Annotated in this window: 21 protein-coding genes and 1 pseudogene; 15 read left to right on the top strand and 7 right to left on the bottom strand. The window is 38.2% G+C overall.

What is annotated here, in order from left to right; translation table 11 throughout:
• Positions 1-405, bottom strand: a complete 405-nt coding sequence (locus ACQKN2_RS18105; RefSeq protein WP_427416169.1) for a DUF3021 domain-containing protein — start codon at positions 403-405, stop codon at positions 1-3.
• 1 nt (position 406) lies between these two features.
• Positions 407-856, bottom strand: a complete 450-nt coding sequence (locus ACQKN2_RS18100) for a LytTR family DNA-binding domain-containing protein (RefSeq protein WP_427416168.1) — start codon at positions 854-856, stop codon at positions 407-409.
• Between the two features lie 223 nt (positions 857-1079).
• Here ACQKN2_RS18100 and ACQKN2_RS18095 point away from each other — a divergent pair, with 223 nt between their 5' ends.
• From ACQKN2_RS18095 to ACQKN2_RS18065, 7 genes are all read left to right on the top strand, one after another.
• Positions 1080-2108 (top strand): AbrB family transcriptional regulator, encoded by a 1029-nt coding sequence (locus ACQKN2_RS18095; protein WP_427416167.1) that lies wholly within the window; start codon positions 1080-1082, stop codon positions 2106-2108.
• A 97-nt stretch (positions 2109-2205) separates the two neighbouring features.
• Positions 2206-2511, top strand: coding sequence for a hypothetical protein (locus tag ACQKN2_RS18090; RefSeq protein WP_427416166.1), 306 nt, complete (start codon positions 2206-2208; stop codon positions 2509-2511).
• A 40-nt stretch (positions 2512-2551) separates the two neighbouring features.
• A complete protein-coding gene (locus tag ACQKN2_RS18085) occupies positions 2552-3028 on the top strand; it encodes a YjdJ family protein (RefSeq protein ID WP_427416165.1) in 477 nt (158 codons plus the stop codon).
• Positions 3029-4039: 1011 nt separating this feature from the next.
• A complete protein-coding gene (locus ACQKN2_RS18080) occupies positions 4040-4180 on the top strand; it encodes an RAxF-45 family protein (RefSeq protein ID WP_197139992.1) in 141 nt (46 codons plus the stop codon).
• A 102-nt stretch (positions 4181-4282) separates the two neighbouring features.
• Positions 4283-6082, top strand: coding sequence for a ribosomal protection-like ABC-F family protein (gene abc-f / locus ACQKN2_RS18075; RefSeq protein ID WP_427416164.1), 1800 nt, complete (start codon positions 4283-4285; stop codon positions 6080-6082).
• Entirely contained in the window at positions 6075-6866 is a 792-nt protein-coding gene (locus ACQKN2_RS18070) for a GNAT family N-acetyltransferase (protein WP_427416163.1), read from the top strand. The genes abc-f and ACQKN2_RS18070 overlap by 8 nt, the downstream gene beginning before the upstream one ends.
• 257 nt (positions 6867-7123) lie before the next feature.
• A complete protein-coding gene (locus ACQKN2_RS18065; protein ID WP_427416162.1) occupies positions 7124-7858 on the top strand; it encodes a hypothetical protein in 735 nt (244 codons plus the stop codon).
• Between the two features lie 291 nt (positions 7859-8149).
• On the opposite strand, the pseudogene ACQKN2_RS18060 reads toward ACQKN2_RS18065, so the two are convergent.
• A pseudogene (locus ACQKN2_RS18060) lies at positions 8150-9130 on the bottom strand (beta-propeller fold lactonase family protein); the annotation flags it as partial.
• A 544-nt stretch (positions 9131-9674) separates the two neighbouring features.
• Here ACQKN2_RS18060 and ACQKN2_RS18055 point away from each other — a divergent pair.
• Positions 9675-10205 (top strand): hypothetical protein, encoded by a 531-nt coding sequence (locus ACQKN2_RS18055; RefSeq protein ID WP_079559881.1) that lies wholly within the window; start codon positions 9675-9677, stop codon positions 10203-10205.
• A 15-nt stretch (positions 10206-10220) separates the two neighbouring features.
• Complete coding sequence (locus ACQKN2_RS18050; protein ID WP_427416161.1) at positions 10221-11777, top strand: SPFH domain-containing protein; 1557 nt, start codon at positions 10221-10223, stop codon at positions 11775-11777.
• A 52-nt stretch (positions 11778-11829) separates the two neighbouring features.
• Here the strand turns inward: ACQKN2_RS18050 and ACQKN2_RS18045 are convergent, their stop codons facing one another.
• The gene (locus tag ACQKN2_RS18045; RefSeq protein ID WP_427416160.1) at positions 11830-12381 is read right to left on the bottom strand and encodes a GNAT family N-acetyltransferase; all 552 of its coding nucleotides are present in this window, start codon (positions 12379-12381) and stop codon (positions 11830-11832) included.
• 17 nt (positions 12382-12398) lie between these two features.
• On the bottom strand, positions 12399-13223 hold the full coding sequence (locus ACQKN2_RS18040) for a methyl-accepting chemotaxis protein (protein ID WP_427416159.1): 825 nt from the start codon (positions 13221-13223) through the stop codon (positions 12399-12401).
• Positions 13224-13521: 298 nt separating this feature from the next.
• On the opposite strand from ACQKN2_RS18040, the gene ACQKN2_RS18035 reads away from it, so the two are divergent.
• Both ACQKN2_RS18035 and ACQKN2_RS18030 read left to right on the top strand, forming a co-directional pair.
• Positions 13522-14727 (top strand): MFS transporter, encoded by a 1206-nt coding sequence (locus ACQKN2_RS18035; protein ID WP_427416158.1) that lies wholly within the window; start codon positions 13522-13524, stop codon positions 14725-14727.
• A gap of 131 nt (positions 14728-14858) precedes the next feature.
• Positions 14859-15533, top strand: coding sequence for a peptidylprolyl isomerase (locus ACQKN2_RS18030; RefSeq protein ID WP_427416157.1), 675 nt, complete (start codon positions 14859-14861; stop codon positions 15531-15533).
• A 66-nt stretch (positions 15534-15599) separates the two neighbouring features.
• Here ACQKN2_RS18030 and ACQKN2_RS18025 read toward each other — a convergent pair whose 3' ends face one another.
• Together ACQKN2_RS18025 and ACQKN2_RS18020 are read right to left on the bottom strand one after the other, a co-directional pair.
• Entirely contained in the window at positions 15600-16382 is a 783-nt protein-coding gene (locus ACQKN2_RS18025; RefSeq protein ID WP_197142109.1) for an enoyl-ACP reductase FabI, read from the bottom strand.
• A 793-nt stretch (positions 16383-17175) separates the two neighbouring features.
• Positions 17176-17424, bottom strand: a complete 249-nt coding sequence (locus ACQKN2_RS18020; protein ID WP_004232564.1) for a ferredoxin — start codon at positions 17422-17424, stop codon at positions 17176-17178.
• 108 nt (positions 17425-17532) lie between these two features.
• Between ACQKN2_RS18020 and ACQKN2_RS18015 the strand changes: the two genes are divergently transcribed.
• The 4 genes from ACQKN2_RS18015 to ACQKN2_RS18000 all read left to right on the top strand — a co-directional run bounded on the left by ACQKN2_RS18015 (position 17533) and on the right by ACQKN2_RS18000 (position 21934).
• On the top strand, positions 17533-18561 hold the full coding sequence (locus ACQKN2_RS18015) for a helix-turn-helix domain-containing protein (RefSeq protein ID WP_427416156.1): 1029 nt from the start codon (positions 17533-17535) through the stop codon (positions 18559-18561).
• Entirely contained in the window at positions 18562-20004 is a 1443-nt protein-coding gene (locus tag ACQKN2_RS18010; protein WP_427416155.1) for a RecQ family ATP-dependent DNA helicase, read from the top strand. It begins immediately after the preceding gene.
• 229 nt (positions 20005-20233) lie between these two features.
• Positions 20234-21019, top strand: a complete 786-nt coding sequence (locus ACQKN2_RS18005; RefSeq protein ID WP_427416154.1) for a LysM peptidoglycan-binding domain-containing protein — start codon at positions 20234-20236, stop codon at positions 21017-21019.
• A gap of 159 nt (positions 21020-21178) precedes the next feature.
• A complete protein-coding gene (locus tag ACQKN2_RS18000) occupies positions 21179-21934 on the top strand; it encodes a metallophosphoesterase (RefSeq protein WP_427416153.1) in 756 nt (251 codons plus the stop codon).
• The last annotated feature ends 358 nt before the right edge of the window (positions 21935-22292 follow it).

The raw sequence follows: 22292 nt of genomic DNA, 5'->3' as shown, positions 1-22292 counted from the left end.
TTATTCCTTTCTTTTTTGAATTTGTTGATTGATTTTTGCAATATCATTTTTTTGGATTACATAAATAATGCACCAAGCAAAAAAGAAAATAATAGCTTCACTTATAAAAATAGACGTAAAGCTTGAATGTTCAAACCAGCGCCCGAAATAGCCTGCAATCAACACACACAGCGTAACTGCAATTACATGTAAAATAAACTGAGCAATAAAAGGTAAACGCTCAATGTCAAAGATCATGGATAGTAGACCTATAACAGCTCCAAGTATAGCGGCGATGATAATTTGTTCAAGTAATTCCGGCCCTGACATCACAGCGTTATTAGATACGACACTTAATGTTACTAAGATGTAGGAAGAGCTAAGTGATATGAGTATTCCAATAATCATCATACGAATAAATTTCATATTATGAGTCCCTCCCAATCCCTAAGTGGTGTTTTAGTTCTTTTAAATATTTCCGGCTAACATGGACGGACACATCGTTTTCTAAAATCAGTTCTGTTGTACCGATTTTACCCATTTGAATAGAGGCAATTTTGTTAATATTGACGAGTGTTGATTTGCTGACTCTGGCAAAGTCTTTCGCTAATTGTGCTTCTAGCTCATATAATTTACGCTTCGTTTCGAATTCCTGTTCCTCTGTCTGCAAAAAAACTTTTGCACCCTCTGCGTAAATGGAGTAAATATCCGAAATTTTTAGCATATGAATTTCCTGTTGAAAGTAGCCATCTAGCATCGTTGTTTGTGAAGCTTGAAGCTGCTTCATCAGGCGTTCAATTTGCTCGGTGTATTCCTTCGCATGTATATGAACCTCAGTTTCTTCTAGCTCACTATTGATTGTTAAATGAATTTTCATTGGAGGCCTCCTTTACATATCTCCGCTCGGAGAAACACTGAATCAGGTAATAATAATGTAGCATAGAAAATTTTGGCTTGGGGAAAATCTTGGATGAGAGGTTAAATTTTGTAGATAACAGGTTCAATTTGAACGATATATGACTTTGCAAAAAAGTGATGAAGTAGAAAAATAGGCAGGTTCACGGCATAATAGAATGATACAGTCACGAGGGGTTGCTTCTATGTTTATTTTTGACAAGCACATGTTTATTACATTATGTATTGGTTTAACAGGTGCTATTTTATTTAATTTATTATATATTCCAATGCCGTGGTTACTTGGAGCTATAGCAGCGGTGCTAATTGTTCAGTTATCAACGAAAGTACAATTGAAATGGCATAAATATTTCCGTAATTTTGGTCTAATTGTTGCGGGGTATTCCATTGGTTTTGCGTTTACTCCAGAAGCGGTGCAGGATATTAAACAATTTATAGGAAGTATGATTGTTTTAAACGTAATATTTATCGCACTGTTTTTTGGTATTAGCTATTTAGTTGCCAAACGTGTGGATTTAGATTTTGCGACCGCGTTGACATGCTGTGTACCTGGTGGCATGTCACAGGTTGTTGCCTTTGCCGAGGAGCAAGGGGATATGGATATGGTCGTGATTACGTTCTTCCAAATATTAAGGGTTCTATTAATCGTCTGCTTTGTACCATTAATGGTATCAGGCTCTGGGGGAACTGGTGTAGTTGCCAACGGAGCGTATACATGGAACTTAATAGGATTACTTGCTGTGTGTGGAGTAGCGGGGTGGTTGGCACAAAAAGTAAAAATACCAACAGGCTATATGCTGGGCCCAGTGTTTTTATTGATGGGCATCAATATAGCAGGGATTGACGTACCGAAATTGCCATTGTCACTACTTCATATTGCACAGCTAATGCTTGGCATTTACATTGGGCTTTTATTGAAAAAAGAGGATTTACATTTATCGAAGAAGCATGTGTTTTACGCTTTTGTATCGGCAGGTATCTTTATTGGCGCAGCTTATGGCTTAACATTTATTATGAAGAGTTTATACAGCCTTGATTTTAAGACAGGCTTTTTAAGTATCGTACCAGGCGGGCTTGATCAAATGGGGATTATCGCTGCTTCCGTACATGCAAATGTCACGATCGTCACAGCATTTCAGCTATTCCGAGTGCTGGTCGTATCCGTTTTCCTCGTACCGTTTGTGAAAATGTTTGTGAAAAAAGTGAAAACGTAGAGTACGGGTGGATATCGTCAGTTTATTGTGTGGAAAATATATAAAATAAAGATGATAAACACTGTCATGTATATAAGTTGATTGGAGTGGAGGCTGGGTGACTACTTGGGTCTCATCGGCGCCCCCAGGAAGCTTTGCTCTGCGCGAAAGCGAAGCGTCAGCAACAAATGTTTTATCTGTGCGAAAGCGAAGCGTCAGCAACAAATGTTTTATCTGTGCGAAAGCGAAGCGTCAGCAACAAATGTTTTCTGTAGCGAAAGCAAGCGGCAGCTACAAATGTTTTAACTGTGCGAAAGCGAAGCGTCAGCAACAAAGCGCCCAGTCGGAACGGAAATCAACCAGACGTTATGGCATTGATCCTAATATTGTAAAGAGTTGTTGGTTTTGGAAACTAAAAACTTAATGTGACGTCTTTACCTTCAAAGAGAGAAGGGAGAAGAACATTGTTTAAATATGTGATTCAACTAATTCTTGGTTTCTTAACTTTATTGGTGTCAACAGCTATTTCTTGGTATGAAGGAAGTGGAATCATAGATAATCCATTTGAATGGAAGTATTCAACACCATTTTCTCAGTTATTTAATATGGAGATAAACAATGGCCAGGATATTAGCCAGCTTGATTACTTTGTCTATGAAGCTAAATTCCAACCATTTTTCCCGACGATTATGACCGTAAGTGTTATTTATATTTTTGCAGTACTTATTGTTTTCATTTACCAACTAAATCGTCAATTATCCATTATCTTGTCAGGAATTATAAGTTGTGTAGGTATTGTTAGTAGTGGTATATTTCTTAACTCTACAACCGATGGAGGGAATGTATTCTTTGGGATTACAGCTGTCGGTGCATTAATTTTTATATGTATTACAATAAGTTTATGGTACAAGAAAAATTCATCATTTAACTTACAGCCATAATAATTGATTATTGGAACATAAGCGTGCGAGCTCTAGTACATAAGTCTTTGTACTAGAGCTCGCACTTTTTCAATCTTATAGCTACTCATTTTAATAATGAATCAAATGAGGAAATGATCTTAAAAGCGTTTTGTGTAGGTAATGGCGTATAGCAGTACCGATAGCCTTGGTATGACGAATAAAAAAAGATTGCCCATTAGATATTACCCTAATGAACAATCCTTCGAACCGTAAAGCCCTTACCATGTTTTCAAGCACGTGCTGCTTTAATTAATCAATTAAGGCCAGTAAATTATTTGGTCAGAAATAGCGTGAATACTATTTCTCAATGGCTTTCGCGCTTTTACTGGTATTATGTTTTGTGTGCTTGCGCTACTCGCTAATTCTTGCAAATTAGCTGTAAAAATCGCTATTAATCCAAACTCATTTAGAAATTTTTTGTTTTACACATCGTTTCATTATAAAACTTACTACAACACATATAAAAAGTATTAGTAATGGAATGGATTGAATAAATAAAAAGCCTAGAATAAAATCAAGTAATCCTGCTCTGGGGTCATCTGTTGCCATAACGCCAATAAAGAATGAAAGTGGAGCAACAACTACATTAATTGCTAAAGCGATACCGATGAAGAAAAATGAGAAACTCTTCTTTCTAACCGATATGATATATACTATTACAATTAAAATTGCCAATACTAATACGAGAAATTTTAATATATCTAAACACCTCTTGCCGTTAAAATATGTATATCTGAATTAATCATTCAAAGTATTTTTCATTATATATCATTTATCTATTATTATGTAAAAAAATTGCTAGCGTTTTTTGTTTTTATTGTTATAAAAATGCTGATAATTCCATCTTTATTAAAGGATGATTCTTTATCAGTTTTTTATAAAGATCACATTTGAAACGATTGCATTAACATCTCTGAAAATTTTTTCTTTTCCAATTTATCGGAATTATGGTATTATAAAGCTAACTATTATGAACGGAGGTGAAAAGGAATGAATAAAAACGCTACGAAAACATGTGTAAACGTAGATACAGCTATGTATTTTGCACGTGTGATTACTTTCGATTTTGCGAACAACGGGATAGGTCTGTCCATTTTTAAGCAAAATCAAATATCAAACGTAGCGAATTAACCATTCTTTTTCACAAACAAATGAGGAAAAGACTGCTTGTTAATCGAGCAGTCTTTTTTGTGTCTATAGATGTTTTTCGCACGTTCTTTGGAGGAAAAAACGATGCAAATTAAAGCTGAACAAATAGAAAAAATTATTGGTGGAAATGTTTTATTCGAAGGGCTTCAATTAGAAGTAAATACAGGGGAACATGTTGCCGTTGTCGGTGTGAATGGCAGCGGGAAAACGACTTTATTACAGTTACTATCTGGTTTGGATACACCGGATAAGGGGCGAATCATAAAAAGCAAGGAAGCGACAATTGGTTATTTACATCAAATTCCACATTATCCTACGTTATCTGTGAAGAAAGTGCTGGAGGAAGCATTTGCTGAAATCTATGCAATAAAGGCAAAAATGACAAAGCTTGAGCAGGAAATGCAGTTAGCTGTAACAGATAAGGTACTTCAGCAATATGGTCATGTACAAGAACAGTTTATGCTGCAGGGTGGCTATGAAATGGATGCGCAATTAGCCATGATTGCAAATGGCCTAGGTATTACACTATTACTTGAGCAGCCTTTTAATAGCTTAAGTGGCGGGGAAAAAACAAAGGTAATGCTTGGGCAAATCCTGTTAAGCAATCCTTCTATTTTGCTACTAGATGAACCGACGAACCATTTAGATATGCAGGCAATTGAATGGTTAGAAAATTATGTCCGAAACTTTGCGGGAATTGTTATTGTAGTATCACATGATCGCCAATTTATGAATCAGATGGCTCACAAAATAATTGAGATTGAGGATGGAGAGGCATTTACGTATATTGGCAATTACGATGCATTTGTAGCACAAAAAGAAGCAAAGGTTGAACAGCAGTTTGCTGAATACGAAGAACAGCAAAAGAAAATTAAAAAAATGCAGGAAACAATAAAGCGTTTAAAGCAATGGGCAAATGAAGCGAATCCGCCAAATGCTGGCTTGCATCGACGCGCCAAAAGTATGGAAAAAACACTGGCCCGTATAGAACGCGTGAAGAAGCCTACAACGAAAAAGAAAATGAATTTAGCTTTAACAATGGCTGAGCGTAGTGGTAAAGAGGTTGTACAAATGAAGGGCATTAGCCATGCATTTGAAAAACCATTATTTAAGGAAAGTGATTTAGCGGTTTACTTCGAAGAACGACTGGCGATTGTGGGTGGCAATGGCAGTGGGAAATCAACGTTATTAAAAATGATGCTAGGTGAAGTAAAACCGAATGAAGGTGTTTGCCATGTCGGCAGCAGTGTTAAAATTGGCTACTTATCGCAACAGTTTGAGCATAAAAATCCTGCCATTCGTTTAATAGATGCCTTCCGTGAGAGCGTCTCTGTGTCAGAGGCTGAAGCACGTCATATTCTTGCTCAGTTTTTATTTTATGGCTATGACGTCTTTAAAAAAGTGAAGGATTTAAGTGGCGGTGAGAAAATGCGCTTACGTCTAGCACAGTTAATGCATGAGGATATTAATTTATTGATGCTGGATGAGCCGACTAACCATTTAGACATTGAAGCGAGAGAAGTATTGGAGGATACATTGGAATCCTTTGAAGGGACTATTATTGGTGTTTCGCATGACCGTTATTTTTTACAAAAGATTTTTACAAAAGTTGCATGGATTGAGCATGAAACGATTCAAGTGTTTGAAGGGGATTATGAGTGGGCAAGACAAAAACGCTTAGAAGTAGCAAAAGAACCAGTAATAAAAGAAGCTCCTGAAAAGATCTACACGACTAAAAAAGAGATACCTGTTGAAGAACAAATTGAAAAGCTTGAAATGAAATTAAAGGAGCCTACACTTGCTATGGAGCAACGTCAAAAGCTTGAACAGCAGCTAAAAGATTTATATGAAAGATGGATTGAAGGAGGAACAAAGCATGCGTAAAATTGAGCATATCATGCAGCTAGATATTGATTATATTAAAAGTTTTAGTGAGATGGAAACATGTAATGAAGGAGTATTTTTTTACAATAAGGAAATGCCAACCTATTACGACGCCAATCATGCACATATATGGAGGAAGATTACCGAGCCAGATATGTTTTTAAAGAAAATCAAGGGTTTCTATCAGTCGAAATCTCTTATCCCTAGATTGTATTTATACAATGTTGAGGAAAATCAGTCATGTATAGAAGCATTAGAAATCCATGGCTTTCAATATGAATGTTTTACAGACGATGTACAGTGTTGGAATGGTGAATATGCGCAATTACCACATAATCCAGCCATACAAATTGAACGTGTAACAGATGCTAATAGGGAGGAAGCATTAGCTGTAGAAATGAGTATTGCTACATTTGGGGAGCCTGCATTAATTGAAAAAGCCTTTGAACAAACCTATCATTCTCCGCATTTTACGTATTATTTATTAAGAGTGGATGGCAAAGCTTGCTGTACTGCCAATATTTTTACCTCAGGGAAACAAGGGAGAGTCGAGAGTGTAGCGACGATTGAAAGTTACCGAGGACGAGGATTGATTGGGTATATTCTGCAGCATATTCAGCGAGAGTCGGTAAAGCAAGGGTTAGAGTATCTCTGGATCTTGCCTATCAATGAACAGGTTGCGAAGGTCTATGACAAGGCAAATTTCAAATCAATAGGTAAATTAAAATCAATTCATGCCTTTACTGAAGGAAAAAGCATTCATCAAATACGACAAGATGCCTAATTAGGATGAAAAATAAAAATGCTAGAATCTATCTTGGGATCACTCAAACTGTGTAAAAATAAGCTTGTAAAGGATAAAGTGGTAAAATCGCCCGTTAAAAAAATATAGCAATCCTGAACAGGAACGACTACTCGGAATTTTCGAATAATTGTTCGAAAGAAGGATTTTCAAACTTTAAAAGTTTTTTACTTGAAAAAATGGCGTATTCGATTTATTGTCTTTAGAGATACTTGTTTAATGGACTTGGAGGATATGGAATGCACGGAATTTATATACGCTATAATATCTCAGAAGAAACCTCAGCAGCACAATGGCCAAAAAAAATGGATGCATTTGCGTATGTTCAACGAGGAAAGCCACAACAAGACAATGACAACTTGCTGTCGGTGGAAGAGCTAAAAAGCCACGCCATTCGCTATATTAAAAGCTTAAAAGACAATGCAAGTGATCATTTAGTAGAGCAACGCAACGGAGAAATTGAGCACTTTGATCGACGCTATATAGAATCCTTAAAGCTAAAGGAAAGCATCGATTCACAGCTTATTAATCTAGAAGAAATTCGTTTACTTTTACAGTTAATGAATGTATTAAATTTATCACATGGTTTTGGAGAAAATGCTGGAAAGCTACTACGTCAAATTACCCCATATGCAAAAGAGGTAGAGCATCCAACTTTCCAGACTACTCGTGTTGAGCGACATTTTTATTCAGAATTAATAGAACAAATTGAAGCTGTATATGCACGAATTATGCGTCAACACAACCCATCAACGACTGAAATGCAGCAAGCAGAAAAGCTATGGACAGCAGTTTGTGAGCAAGCTATTGAAAAGGTAGAGTCACGAATTGAACGCTTGTCTTCTATCAAGTTAAAGCATGAGAAAAATTTACTAGAGTTTAATCAATTAAAACAGCAAAATATCGAGGCAAAGGAACGCCTGGATATTGCTGTCAATGATCTTGATGAAATTTTAAATGTATTAGAATCCTAAATGGTTTGTTAATGACTATATAATGCGGGTTGAGTGGGGGTAGCTATGAGCTAGCCCCACTTTTAGCCCCATTTTCAATAGCACGTAACTACCCATACATTTAGAAGGCAGTGAACAGCAAGGAACCATTAATCGCTAGGTGAAACAAATGGTAAGGTTACCAGTTCTGCGTCAAAGATTTTAGGGTAGACAAACTTCATAACAAAATAGAACAGACATACTTCAATTAACCAAATGGCAATAGAGAGTATGTCTGTTTTTATGCAGATGAACTAGTAGAAGTGCCTGTTTTTAGAGCCCTGAAAGCATGCAGATTGTTCCGGTTTTTATACCAGTAGGACCGTTAAACCCTGGGATTGTATCGATTACTGTATTTGTTGCTATATCAATAACAGACACAGTTTGGTCAAGTTGATTTGTGACATAAGCAAGTGATCCATCCGGCAAGATGGTTACTTGGTCAGGAGATAATCCTACAGGGATTGTATCAATCACCGTATTTGTTGCAGTATTTATGACAGATACAGTATTACTACCTTTATTGACAATGTAAACAAGTGACCCATCAGGTGTTATTGCTGTTCCAACAGGTCCTGTTCCCACAGGGATTGTATCAACTACTGTATTTGTTGCAGTATTAATTACAGATACAGTGTTACTACTTTCATTTGTAACGTAAGCAAATTGTCCATTCGGTGTAATAACGATTGATCTTGGGCGAAGTCCAACAGGGATTGTAGCAACCACCGTATTTGTAGCCGTATTTATAACTGATACTGAACCTGGGTTGGGAAGTAAGTTTTCGTTTGCAACGTAAGCAAATGCACTATTCGGAGTGAAAGCTATACCTTGAGGTAGGGGCCCTACATTAATAGTAGCAGTTACGGCATTCGTTGTTGTATCTATGACAGATACAGTGTTAGACCCGTGATTTGATACATAAACAAGTGCTCCATTTGGTGAAGCCGCAATACCAAGAGGGTTAACTCCTACTGGAATCGTAGCGATTGGAGCGTTTGTATCAGTACTAAAAACAGTTACATCATTCGACAAGTCATTTGCAGTATAACCAAATGCTCCATTTGGAGTAATCGTCACTTCTAGAGGACCAGTTCCTACTGGAATAGTAGCGACTATCGTATTTGTCGCTGTATCAATCACTGATACTCTATTATCAGGAGTCACTAGCTGACCAGCATCTGTAACGTACACTAAAAAATGACAAGGTGGTGGAATTGGTGGTTCAGGTATAAATGGTGGCTTACAAATACAAGGAGGACAAAAACCGCAACCATGACAACGACAACTTGGATTTGATTTAAACTTGAACTTGATCCTTTGAAAATTTTTATGTTCGTTTCCCACGATACACACCCTTTCTATTATATATTGACACTATATGCAAACAGATTTATGTTGCTTGTACGTTTTACCTTAACCAAATACTTTTGTGTCGAATGGTTGGGTATATGAGTTGAGAGCATTGTTTGACTCTCAAATTATAGTGTTATTATAGGGTTCTTTAACCACATTAAATATACTAGAATATAAGAAAAGTATGTCTGCCGATAGGAGCTTCTAAATAAAGCCCCATCATAGTGACATGCTTTTTTATTGGTAAAAAAGCCACGTCCTGTGGCATTACTAAATGATCGACATCGTGTCGGCCTTCATACAAGCCTAAGCACAAAACTGATTCGGGTCGAGGTATATTTGATAAACCTATCATTCAAAATTAAGAAAATATAAAAAATTACGAAACTTTTTGTGGGCTGTATCCGTATAGTAGGTAATACAATGAAAAGGGGTGAACAACTTGACGCTATTTGGCTATTCACTCGAACAGATCTTTTTAGTGGTATTAATTTTCGGTGGTCTTGCAACTCTTTTAATTATGTTTTTTGGTGATGCTGTCGAGGGCATTGGAGAGGGACTACCGATTTTTAATCCGAGTGTCATTCTATCTTTCATTACGTTAATGTCAGCAACAGGGTTTATTTTGGAAAAATTAGCCTTCTTCCCTAGCGTTTGGAACATTGTTGCTGCTTGTATCATCGGAGCTATTTTAAGTGCACTATTTTATTTATTCGTTCTTGTTCCGCTACGATCGGCCGATGTTTCGTTAGCTTATACGGAAGAATCACTTGGTGGCCAGCTAGGAAAGGTTATTGTTCCAATCCCAACAGACGGTTTTGGAGAGGTAGTAATCGAAACGACTAGCGGTATGATATCGAAGCGAGCAACGGGATTTGACAATGAGGCTATCGATTACGATACGACGGTACTTGTTGTAGAAGTGAAGGAAGGAACACTGTTTGTGAGATCTTATGATAAGAAATTTTTATAAAGGAGCGATATTTATATGTCAACGGAAATTTTAATTGTTATAGGGATTGTAGCATTTGTTTTAATTGCACTAGTTGGACTGTATGTGACTAAGTATCGTACAGCGGGTCCTGATGAAGCACTGATTGTGACAGGTAGCTATCTTGGCTCAAAAAATGTACATAAAGATGAGTCAGGAAATCGTATAAAAATTATACGTGGTGGCGGTACATTTGTATTTCCGATTTTCCAGCAGGCACATCCATTAAGCTTATTGTCAAGTAAGCTTGATGTGACTACACCTGAAGTGTACACGGAACAAGGTGTACCTGTTATGGCCGATGGAACAGCTATCATTAAAATTGGTGGTTCCATTTCTGAAATTGCAACGGCAGCGGAGCAATTTTTAGGAAAGCAAAAGGAAGAGCGTGAAAATGAGGCGCGTGAAGTATTAGAAGGTCATTTACGTTCGATCTTAGGTTCAATGACGGTTGAGGAAATTTATAAAAACCGTGATAAATTCTCTCAGGAAGTACAACGTGTTGCATCTCAGGACTTGGCGAAGATGGGTCTGACAATCGTATCCTTTACGATTAAAGATGTACGCGATAAAAATGGCTACTTAGAATCGCTTGGTAAGCCACGTATTGCACAGGTTAAACGTGATGCGGATATTGCTACTGCAGATGCTGATAAAGAAACACGTATTAAGCGAGCCGAAGCATCGAAAGAAGCACAAAAGGCAGAACTTGAACGTGCGACAGAAATTGCAGAAGCTGAAAAAGAAAATCAATTAAAGGTAGCAGAATTCCGTCGTGAGCAAGATATCGCTAAGGCACGTGCTGACCAAGCATATGAACTTGAAACGGCTCGTGCAAAACAAGAAGTAACAGAACAGGAAATGCAAATTCGTATTATTGAACGTCAAAAACAAATTGAATTAGAAGAAAAAGAGATTTTACGTCGTGAGAAGCAATATGATTCAGAAGTTAAGAAAAAGGCTGATGCTGATCGTTACGCTATCGAACAAAATGCAGTTGCGGCTAAAATGCGTGAACTAGCACAGGCAGATGCCGAGAAATACCGTATTGAATCTTTAGCCAAAGCAGAAGCGGAGAAAATTCGATTGGATGGTCTTGCGAAAGCGGATGCTGAGCGGGCACAAGGGGAGACAGAAGCAGATATTATTCGACTTCGAGGTCTTGCAGAAGCCGAGGCAAAACGTAAAATTGCGGAAGCCTTCGAATACTATGGTCAAGCAGCTGTTCTTGATATGATTGTACGTATGATGCCAGAATATGCGAAAGAACTTGCAAGTCCACTTGGCAATATTGATAAGATTACTGTTGTTGACACAGGTGGTGGGGAAGGAAGCGGCGGTGCCAATAAGGTAACTGCCTACGCAACTAATTTAATGTCAACATTACAGGAATCGTTGAAGGAAACATCAGGGATTGACGTTAAAGAACTAATTGAAAGCTATGCTGGGAAGCATACATTGCGTCCTGAGTTAGAGCGAATTGCAGTAGGCTTAGGAGAGCAAGCACCTGTTACAACGCAAGACGAGATAAAAGAAACAGTTGAACAAAAATAAAATTTTAGCCGCCTGATATTTGTAATATCGGGCGGCTATTTTTGAGAAGCTTTTATTTTTCTTTAATTTCTTTCCACTCACTAGCGAGCATACCGTAAGCAACATGATCGACATAATGATCATAAAGCCATTCTGCTGCACGGATCGTTCCCTCTTTTGTAAAGCCTAGTCGCTCAGGGATGGCACGACTTTTTGTGTTGCCCACAGCAGCACGAATTTCGACCTTATTGAGCTGTAAATCCTGAATAGCATATTGTAATAATGCCTGTACGGTCTTTGTCATAATACCATGTCCTTGAGCTCCTTCACTGAGCCAATAGCCAATCGCTGCAATTTTATTGCTATGATTAATCGTATTAAATCCAGCAATGCCTACTATTTCATTTCGAAAAATGATGACAAGAGAGAGGCTACTTTTAGCTTCTTGTCCTTTTATACAGCCTTCTATATATGCCGTTGTATCGGCTACTTCCTTTGTAAAATCCAGCCACGGCAACCATTCACGTAAAGATGCTCGTGATACATCAGTTAAGGCAAAAACAGCATTTGCATCTTCTAATTCGATAGTACGTAAGGATAGTTCAGGATTAATTGTAATTTGCATTGTTTTTCACCTCTTTATTATTTTAAGGCATCGTGCATAAAGCCCTTCATTTCATGATTAAGAACTGTTAACTCCTCAATAATTTCACTGAAATCTTGAACGAGCTGAGCCTGTTCATTTGTAGCGTCATTGATTTGCCCCATATTTTGCTTCAGGATGTCAAGGTTTCTATTTATATTTCGAAGGGATGATTCAATGTTTTCAGTGGCGCTAGTTGTTTCGAAAGAGAGCTTTCTAACTTCCTGCGCTACGATGTTAAAGCCAGCGCCATGATGCCCCGCACGAGCTGCCTCAATAGATGCATTTAAGCCGAGTAAATTTGTTTGGCGAGAAATGCTTTTTATTAATTCTGTTACTTCATTTGTCTTCTCAGAATCTTCAAGTGCGTGCTGTGCTTGTTTGTTAATTTCCTCACTTGTTGCTGCTAATTCCTGTGAATGAGAGGCAATCGTATGTACTTTATCCTGTAGGCTGTTCACAATGCTATCCATTGTACTCATATAATCCTCGAGTTTAAGTTCATTGTCGATTGGCAGTCCAAATGCTAGGGCTCCTACGACTTTGCCATTTTCACGGATTGGAAATGAAAAAGCATTGATGGCCACTCCGTATACATCCTCTGGTATAACGACATCAGCATTTTTTCCATTGAAGGCAATGAAAACATTTTGGTCATTAGCATTTACCTTTTGTCCACTTAGATAGCCTGAATCTACACGTTTGCCAGCTAAATAATTTACAACTGTTTCACTTTCCTTCTCAATGACAGCCACGATTGCTTCTTCCTTTAATGCAAGGTGGATATAGGGTGCTGAAAGAGCCAAAGCTTCAATAATCTTCATAAAAATTCCTCCAAGTCTATGCAACGGAAATAGGTTTAGTCATCGGAGCTCATATTGCAAAGATTGCTAGATGATTACTTTCACTGTAACACAATATTTGCCAATTCAAAATAGATAAAAAATAAATTAAAATGAAAAAAAATTGATTTTTGTCGCGGGTAGAGTGTCAAATGAAATCGTGCACACAAGAATAAAAATAGAGATAAATTTGTCTATTTTTTGACAAACAATCGTGAGTTTTGAAGATTATTGTATTAGAATAATAGTAGCATCGGAAGTACGTGAAGGAGAGAGAGAAATGGATTACATCCAAAAGGGTACTAAGGCATTTCATAAGGCAAACTGGGCTTTATTTTTAGCGGGCTTTATTACCTTCGCCAACTTATATGTAACACAGCCATTATTACCAACATTTGCGAAGGAATTTCATGTGTCACCAGCAGTTGCGAGTTTAACGCTTTCTGTGACAACCTTTGCGTTATCGATCAGTATGATTATTGTTGGCTCATTATCAGAGGCATGGGGCAGGAAATCTTTGATGACCATTTCTATTTTTGCGGCATCTATTATTACGCTTGCTCTTGCTTTTTCTCCTAATTTTGAAACAATCTTAGTGTTACGTATTATACAGGGCGTTGTTTTTGCAGGATTGCCAGCAATTGCGATGGCTTATTTAGGGGAGGAAGTGGATCCATCTAGTTTAGGTATTGCAATGGGCTTATATATAAGTGGAAATTCGGTAGGTGGGCTAAGTGGTCGAGTTATTATAGGCACATTAACGGATCTTTACAATTGGCAGGTGGGGATGATTGTACTGGGTGTCATCAGTATTATGATTAGTGTGTTATTTATTTGGATGCTTCCTAACTCCAAGCATTTTACAGCTCGTCCATTACAGGTGAAATCATTGGCGACATCTCTTTTACAACATTTAAAGGACCCATCCATGCTTTGTCTTTTTGGTATTGGCTTTGTATTAATGGGGAGCTTTGTAACTCTTTATAACTACATTGGCTTTAAATTGATGGCGCCACCTTATAATTTAAGTGCTACGATTGTTGGTTGGATTTTTGTGATTTACTTAGTAGGTACTTTTAGCTCTGCTTGGTTCGGTAGTCTAGCTGATCGATATGGTCGTCAAAAGATGCTGTTAATGTCCATTGCTATCATGTTTACAGGGGCAATTTTCACATTAATTGAGCTACTTAGTTTAAAAATTTTAGGTATTACAATCTTTACATTTGGCTTTTTTGCAGCACACTCGATTGCCAGTGGCTGGGTAAGTAAACGAGCCACTCATGATAAAGCGCAGGCTTCTTCTCTCTATTTATTTTTCTATTATTTTGGTTCAAGTGTTGGAGGAACGGTAGGTGGGGTATTCTGGATGCATTACGGCTGGGGAGGCGTTATTGGTATGATTACTGTATTTTTAGTCGTAGCATGCTTGCTATCTTTTTTATTAAAGGGAGTTATTGCTAAACAACGCATTGTAACAGGACACTAGAAATTTATCAATTTTGGTAGTTTTATATTTTATGTAACTATAACAACTTCATCATCTATTATAAAAGTGATTTGTCGTAAACTATCTGATAGTATAATGAGTAGACTGGTTATAAAGAGGAGTTGAAGAATATGTTTGCACGTAATAAAGGATTTTCATTTGTCTTTGCTTTGCTGGCGGTAGTTTTAGTTTTGACAGCTTGTGGAGCCGCTAAAGAAAGTGGGCAATCGGAGGGAAATACTACAAAGAAATCGGAAGAAAATGCGGATTATTCATCAAAAGTGAAGGAAAATCCAATTGTGACGATTACGATGAACGATGATAAAAAAATCGTCATCGAATTAGAGCCTTCTATAGCGCCGAATACGGTAGCTAATTTTATTTCCTTAGCTAAAAAAGGTTTTTATGATGGTCTTATTTTTCATCGAGTTATTCCTGATTTTATGGTTCAAGGTGGAGATCCATCGGGTAATGGTACGGGTGGACCAGACTACTCGATAGCAGGTGAGTTTTCATCAAATGATTTTAAAAATGATTTGAAACATGAACGCGGTGTTATTTCAATGGCTCGTTCAAATGATCCGAATTCTGCGGGATCTCAATTTTTCATTATGGTAAAGGATACATCTCAGCTTGATGGAGAATATGCTGCCTTTGGGAAAGTAATCGAGGGGATGGAAACAGTAGATGCTATCGCTGCTGCTGAACGAGATGGTGCAGATAAACCATTAAAAGATCAGCAAATGAAAAAGGTAGAAGTAGATACAAAGGGCTTTGATTATCCGGCTCCAAAGGTACTAAAATAACAGATTTGTAAATTCGAAACAAAAAAGCATGAGAGATCAATTTTGATCTTCCATGCTTCTTTACATTTAACCCATAATATTGTAGCCTGCGTCGATGTAAATCGTTTCGCCTGTTACACCGCGAGATAAGTGAGAAAGCATAACGATTGTCATGTCTGCCACTTCATCTTGTTGAACATTACGTTTTAATGGAGCTGTTTCTTCGATTTTGTGTAAAATTGTATTGAAAGAAGGAACACCTTTTGCAGCAAGTGTGCGAATCGCTCCAGCTGAGATCGCATTAACGCGAATATTATCTTTGCCAATATCTGCAGCAAGATAGCGCATAGATGCCTCTAATGCAGCTTTTGCTACACCCATAACATTGTAGCCATCAAGGACACGCTCTGCTCCAAGGTAACTCATTGTTACGATAGAGCCGCCTTCAGTCATATAAGGATGTGCGGCTTTTGCTGCTGAAATAAGTGAATAGGCGCTAGTATCTTGCGCAAATGCATAGCCATCACGAGTTGTATTTAAGAAGCGATTGTGTAAATCTTCTGCATTAGCAAAGGCTACGGAGTGCACGATACCATGGATAACGCCTACTTTTGTACCGATTTCATCGAAAGCAGCTTTTGTGCTTTCATCGCTGTTAACATCACATTGTACGATTAGTGAATCGGATTGTCCGATTTTCTCTAATTGCATTTGTAATTTTTTTAATGAACGTTCTTGGCGATATGTGAAAATAACATTTGCACCTACGTCAAATAAACGTTTTGCGATACCCCAAGCAATACTTCGATCGTTTGCCACGCCCATTACGACAATATTCTTATCTTTTAATTGTAATAAATTATCCATCATCTAATAAGAACCCCTTTATGAAATAATATCTGTTATTAGTACCAACTACTAAAATCTTATCATACATAAAAAATGGTTGCAATAACAAGATGAAAAGAGTGACCAACTTTACGTTGAAAAGTACAAAAAAATTCATCTTCATTATGTTAGAGATGAGTCATGGTATAAGAATCTGTTACTAAGTGGTTCGTTTGTAGAAAATGGCTCATCATCATAACGTGTGGTTGATTTCCGTTCCGGTTGGGCGCTTTCCTGGGGGCGTCCGATGAGCCGCTTCGCTTCGCTGCTCGCTCCAGGGTCTCGGGCCAACACGATGTTGGTCACGAAGGCGTTATCACAGGATGTGATGGTTTTAGCCTTCGTTCCCCTATCGCTGATCCCCGAGGAGTCGCCCAGCCTCCACTCCAATCAACTAATATGCACGGAATACGTTTTGACAAAATGTCCACTCTAATTTCCCATGATAGACAAAAATTTATTAGAAATCATTTGTATGGCTTATCACTATAACGTGAGTTGATTTCCGTTCCGGTTGGGCGCTTTGTTGCTGACGCTTCGCTATGCTACAGGGTCTCGAGCCAACAGATGTTTTTTGCGAGAAAGCGTAGTGGCATTATGGCGGCAGCGTCACGATGTTGGTCACGAAGGCGTTATCACAGGATGTGATGATTTTAGCCTTCGTTCCTCTATTGCTGATTCCCAAGGAGTCGCCCGTTCTTCGCTCCAATCAACTAATACATGAGGGAAAAAAATAAAGGCACCCAGTTAAGGATGCCTTTAAAGATACTTAAAATTATTCGAATTTTAAAGAATCGCCATCGAAAGTTTCGTCTGCTACTTTGATTGAGTCAGTTGGGCATCCTTCGAAAGCATCTTGCATGTCTTCTAGTAGATCTTCTGGAACTTCAGCTGTTCCCATGTTATCATCTAAAATAACGAAGGCAATACCTTCATCATCATAATCATAAATATCTGGTGCAGCGGCTCCGCAAGCGCCACAAGCGATGCATGTATCTTTATCAACAATTGTGTATTTAGCCATTTTTTTTTTCTCTCCTTTTACATGTTCCTACAAAGCTTCATACTCATTTTAAAGATGTTTATCTTACTTTTCAACATAAATACTATTAAATTGGAGGAATTTGCGTCTATGTTTAATCAAATTTTATTGCAAATCTTTCAAAAACTAAATAACGAACGAACTATTTCAGCTGCTTATCATGTATTAAGAGGAAAGCGCTCAGGTCAGACTATTCAAGACATTGGCCTATTTCAGTTACATAATTATTTCGGGCTATTACCTAAGTTACCTCGGAAGACATTTGATGAAGCCGTAACTTCATTTTTGCAGTATAGTTGGTTAATAATGCAAGAATCTGGTCACTATTCCATGAAAGAGCTAGGTTTACAGCGAGCAGAGCAGTCGCCTGACTTTTTATTTGACGGATGGCACTATAGGGGAAATGAGCATGTATTTTTTGCAAGGTTCTCGTTAATTGTTCAAAGTTTATCTTATCAAAATGCTGGGGTTCGTTCATTTTCTCCTATTAGTAGAGATACGAATATTCAGTCCTGGGTTCGATCATTTTTATTCGAGCATCACTATCAAGATGGGCATTTACAGCAACAATTATTGGAGGAATGTGAACAGGTGCTTTCTGTGTTACCAGTGTCAGATGCCAACAAGCAGCTCGTCCTCTATCGGTTGAGCGGTCATAGTTTACCAGGATGGACGTGGCAGCAGCTTGCTAGTCAACGTCAGGAAACAGTTTTAGATCGTCAATTAGCGTTTATAGAATTGCTACATACGTTATTAAATGAAGTTCATCAGACAAATGATTATCCGCTGCTTGGTAAAATGGCAGAGGGGTTAAGAGTAAAAGCATTATTAACCGATTCAGCGCAGCAAACAGCACATTTATATGAGCAGGGCTATTCAATTGAACAAATTGTGCGAATAAGGAAATTAAAACAAAGTACAATTGAGGACCATTTGGTAGAATTAGCCATGAATGAACCGAACTTTTCGATTGGTCCATTCGTCTCTTATGAAGAAGCGGAAAAGGTTTGGCAGGCATCGAAACACTATCAAACTAAAAAATTGAAAACATTGCATGAAGTAGTTGAAGGGTTGAGTTATTTCCAGTTAAGGCTTGTCCTCGCGAAAGGAGAAGTATAAATGGAACTTGAACAAACGTTAGCAAAGTATTTTGGCTATACAACATTTCGTCCAGGTCAAAAAGAGGTCATCGAAGCAATTATGGAGGAAAAAGATGTTATTGCTTTATTACCAACAGGAATGGGGAAATCACTTTGTTACCAGCTACCAGGATATATCTTACAGAAGCCGGTTTTAATTGTTTCTCCTTTGCTTTCTCTCATGCAGGATCAGGTAGAGGAGCTAAAACGCTTTGGTGAAAAGAGGGTAGTTGCCTTAAATTCTTTTTTAACAGTAAGTGAAAAACGATATGCGTTACATTCTTTAGAGCAGTTTCGCTTTATCTTTACGTCGCCAGAGATGCTTTTACAGCAACAGGTTCAAGACAAGCTTTCACAAATGCAGCTAGGTCTTATCGTTGTGGACGAGGCACATTGTATTTCGCAGTGGGGCTTTGATTTTAGACCAGATTATTTACGAATTGGACAATGGTTTTCACAAGTAAATCGTCCGCCGGTTTTAGCTTTATCAGCGACTGCGACGAATAAAGTAGTCAATGATATACGAGATACATTGTCGCTAGATACACCATTTGAGTTTTTGTACAATGTGGATCGGCCTAATATTCATCTTGGACGTGTTGTATTTGAGGATAGGGCAGATAAAGCACATTGGATTATGCAGCATGTTAAAGAAACGGCAGGACCGGGTATATTATATATGTCCTCGCGGAAGCGTGCTGAACAATATAGTGAGGCGCTTATACAGGCAGGTATCCGAGCGGCAGCTTATCATGCAGGCTATGGTGCTGAGGACCGTCAGTTTATTCAGCAACAGTTTATTGACGGGGAACTCGACTGGATTGTGGCAACGAATGCTTTTGGAATGGGTATTAATAAGTCAGATATTCGTCAGGTCATCCACGAAACGATGCCTGCTAATGTAGAAAATTACATGCAGGAAATTGGCCGTGCAGGGCGTGATGGTCAATCAGCGCTCGCCATTTTACTATATAGTGATGGTGACGAGGAACTTGCGAAATTTGTTGTAACAGGCGATTTGCCAACAGCTGGTCATGTGGATCGTTATCAAGAACTACTAAATCAACAAGAACACCCTTCACAAATGTTGAAAAATGGAGAACTGAGTGAGACCGCTTTTCGTGTGCTTGATTACTGGCTGCAACAAGAACCGATGGAACAAGTTAAAGTGCGTTTAAATCATTTAGCACTGGAAAAATATCGTGCTGTCGATAAAATGCATATAATTACCCAGACAAAAGACTGTATTCGTACACAGCTAGTCGGGTATTTTGGGCAAAAATTGCTGAAAAAACCAGAAAACTGTTGTGAAAATTGTGGAATCCATTATGATGAAATCAATAAGATACGCTTGACGGTAGAGAAGAAAATAGAAATGATCCCATGGAAAAGTCGCTTAAAGCAACTCTTAATGGGTGTTTAGAGGCTCATCACCAAAAGTTGTGGCTGACATTTGTTAAAACGTATGCCATATATAAGTTGATTGCAGTGAAGACTGTACTCATCAGGGAAAGTGCCCAGTCGGAACGGAAATCAACTCCACGTTATGGTGATATGCCCTTTTTAGACTATAACTGACGGTCATTTACTTTTTTCGCAAAATTAGTCATAATAGAATGATAGAATGCGTAGTGAGGTTGGAGGAAAGGCGAATGAGTAAAGAAGATTATCGCGATAAAATCGAAGAACATCGTCAATCTTTTGAAGATGAACAAAAAGAACAGCAAGCTTTATCTAGAGTTGCAAGAATGAATAAAAATGGAAGTAATAATAAAAAGCCAAAAAATACAAAACGAAAAACGCCATTAATGACGATTCTTTTTGTAATTTTTATCTTAATTCCATTATCAATATTAATCTATTTCTTAAAATTCTATGAACCCGGATCAACAATTGAAGAGGCTGAAAAAAATTCTACGGAGCAAATTTTAGAAATTGACAAGTCAGGGGATAAAGCTGTACCTGTGTCAACAGACAAAAACAAAGAAGGCGATAAAGCAGGTAAAGCCGACAAAGCAAAAGAAGCGTCTAAGAAAGACGCTGAGAAATTAGCAGCTGAACAGAAGGCAGCAGAGGAAGCGAAAAAAGCCGAAGCAGCCAAGCAGGCAGAGGAAGCTAGACAAGCCGAAGCAGATAAGAAGGCAGAGGAAGCTAGAAGAGCACAAGCAGAAGCGGCTAGACAAGCAGATGCGGCTAGACAAGCAGATGCGGCTAGAAAAGCTGAACAAGCACGAAATGCTGAGGAAGCACGAAAAGCAGAAGAAGCAAAACAATCTGCAAAATCAAGTACCCATACTGTAAAAGCAAGTGAAAATCTATATCGTATTGCATTGAATCACTACGGTGATGGCAGTGAAGCAACACTAGCGAAAATCCGTGCTGCAAACGGTATGTCTTCAAATACTCTATCCGTGGGGCAAGTTATTAAGTTACCATAAGAAAACAGGTGTCATTCTTTGGCAATGATGTTTTTCTAGTATAAAATAATGGACAAACGTTAACACCAAATAGGGTTGAGGCGTACGTCTGATTTAGTGAAAAGGCGATTCTTCTTTTAAATGAATCGTCTTTTTGCTTTCGTAAGGAGAAGTGAACGAATGATTTATTTTGGACTATTTATTTTAGTAATCATCGCGTCCATGCTTTATATGTTGAAGGTGGCACATGAAAATAATGTTTTACATCATCAATTGCTATTAAAGGGTGAACAGGAAAAAATCCGACTATTTTTTATTTCGGATACCCATTTACGCAAAATTAACCGCCAGATGATTGAGCAGTTAGATGGTCCATTTGATGCAATTATTATTGGCGGAGATTTTGCAGATGGACGTACACCTATTCAACGCATTCATGACAACCTTAAATTATTAACGCCTCTAGGACCAACTTATTTTGTATGGGGTAATAATGACAGAGAAATAGGGGAAGAGCGATTTCGAAGTATTTTACAGGACCATGATGTTCAGATTATCGCCAATGATGCTGTATTACTACCTAAAAAAAACCGCTTTTGGCTTAATGCGATTGAAGACACATCTATAATGAAAAGTAGATTTGATGAAGCATTTGCAAAGGTAGAAGAGAAAGACTTAGTTGTTTTCATCTCACATAACCCTGGTGTTTTTGCAGAGGTCCGTGCAAAATTTAGAGCAGATTTAATGATGGGTGGGCATTTACACGGTGGTCAAATTAGAATTGGCCCATATGGGGTGCATCCTAAAGGCTCATATCGGGAGCGTGAAGGTGTGATGACGTTAGTAAGCAACGGCTATGGTACTACATTATTACCTTTCCGACTTGGTGCGAGACCACAGTGTCATATTATTGACATTGAAGTTTCGGATAAATAAACAACCAAAACTCGTTAGAAGGCGTATAATGGAAGCGATAAGGATTTATTCGGTAAAAGCCTGATTAATCAATTATGCCTCGGCATAATTGCGTCCGGAATCGGCTTTGTGCATAGGCCTGCACGAGGGCCGACACGATGTCGGTCATTTCGGTAATGCCACAGGACGTGGCGTTTTTACCGATGCAAGTCAGTTAGCCGTTATCGCATGGATGCGGTGGTTTTAGGCTAACATCCCCTAAGAACTCCTTTCCGATTTCCGTGACATCCGCCGGAGGCTTTGGGCCAACAGATGTCTTTTGCGCGAAAGCGTAGTGCTAACGCAGCGGCAGCCGCACCGACGTTGGTCACTCAGTCGT

The sequence above is a fragment of the Lysinibacillus sp. NPDC093688 genome (assembly GCF_050280145.1).
Lineage (GTDB): Bacteria > Bacillota > Bacilli > Bacillales_A > Planococcaceae > Lysinibacillus > Lysinibacillus xylanilyticus_B.
The sequence above is the reverse complement of the archived record's forward strand: the minus strand, read 5'-3'. Positions and strand labels throughout refer to the sequence as shown.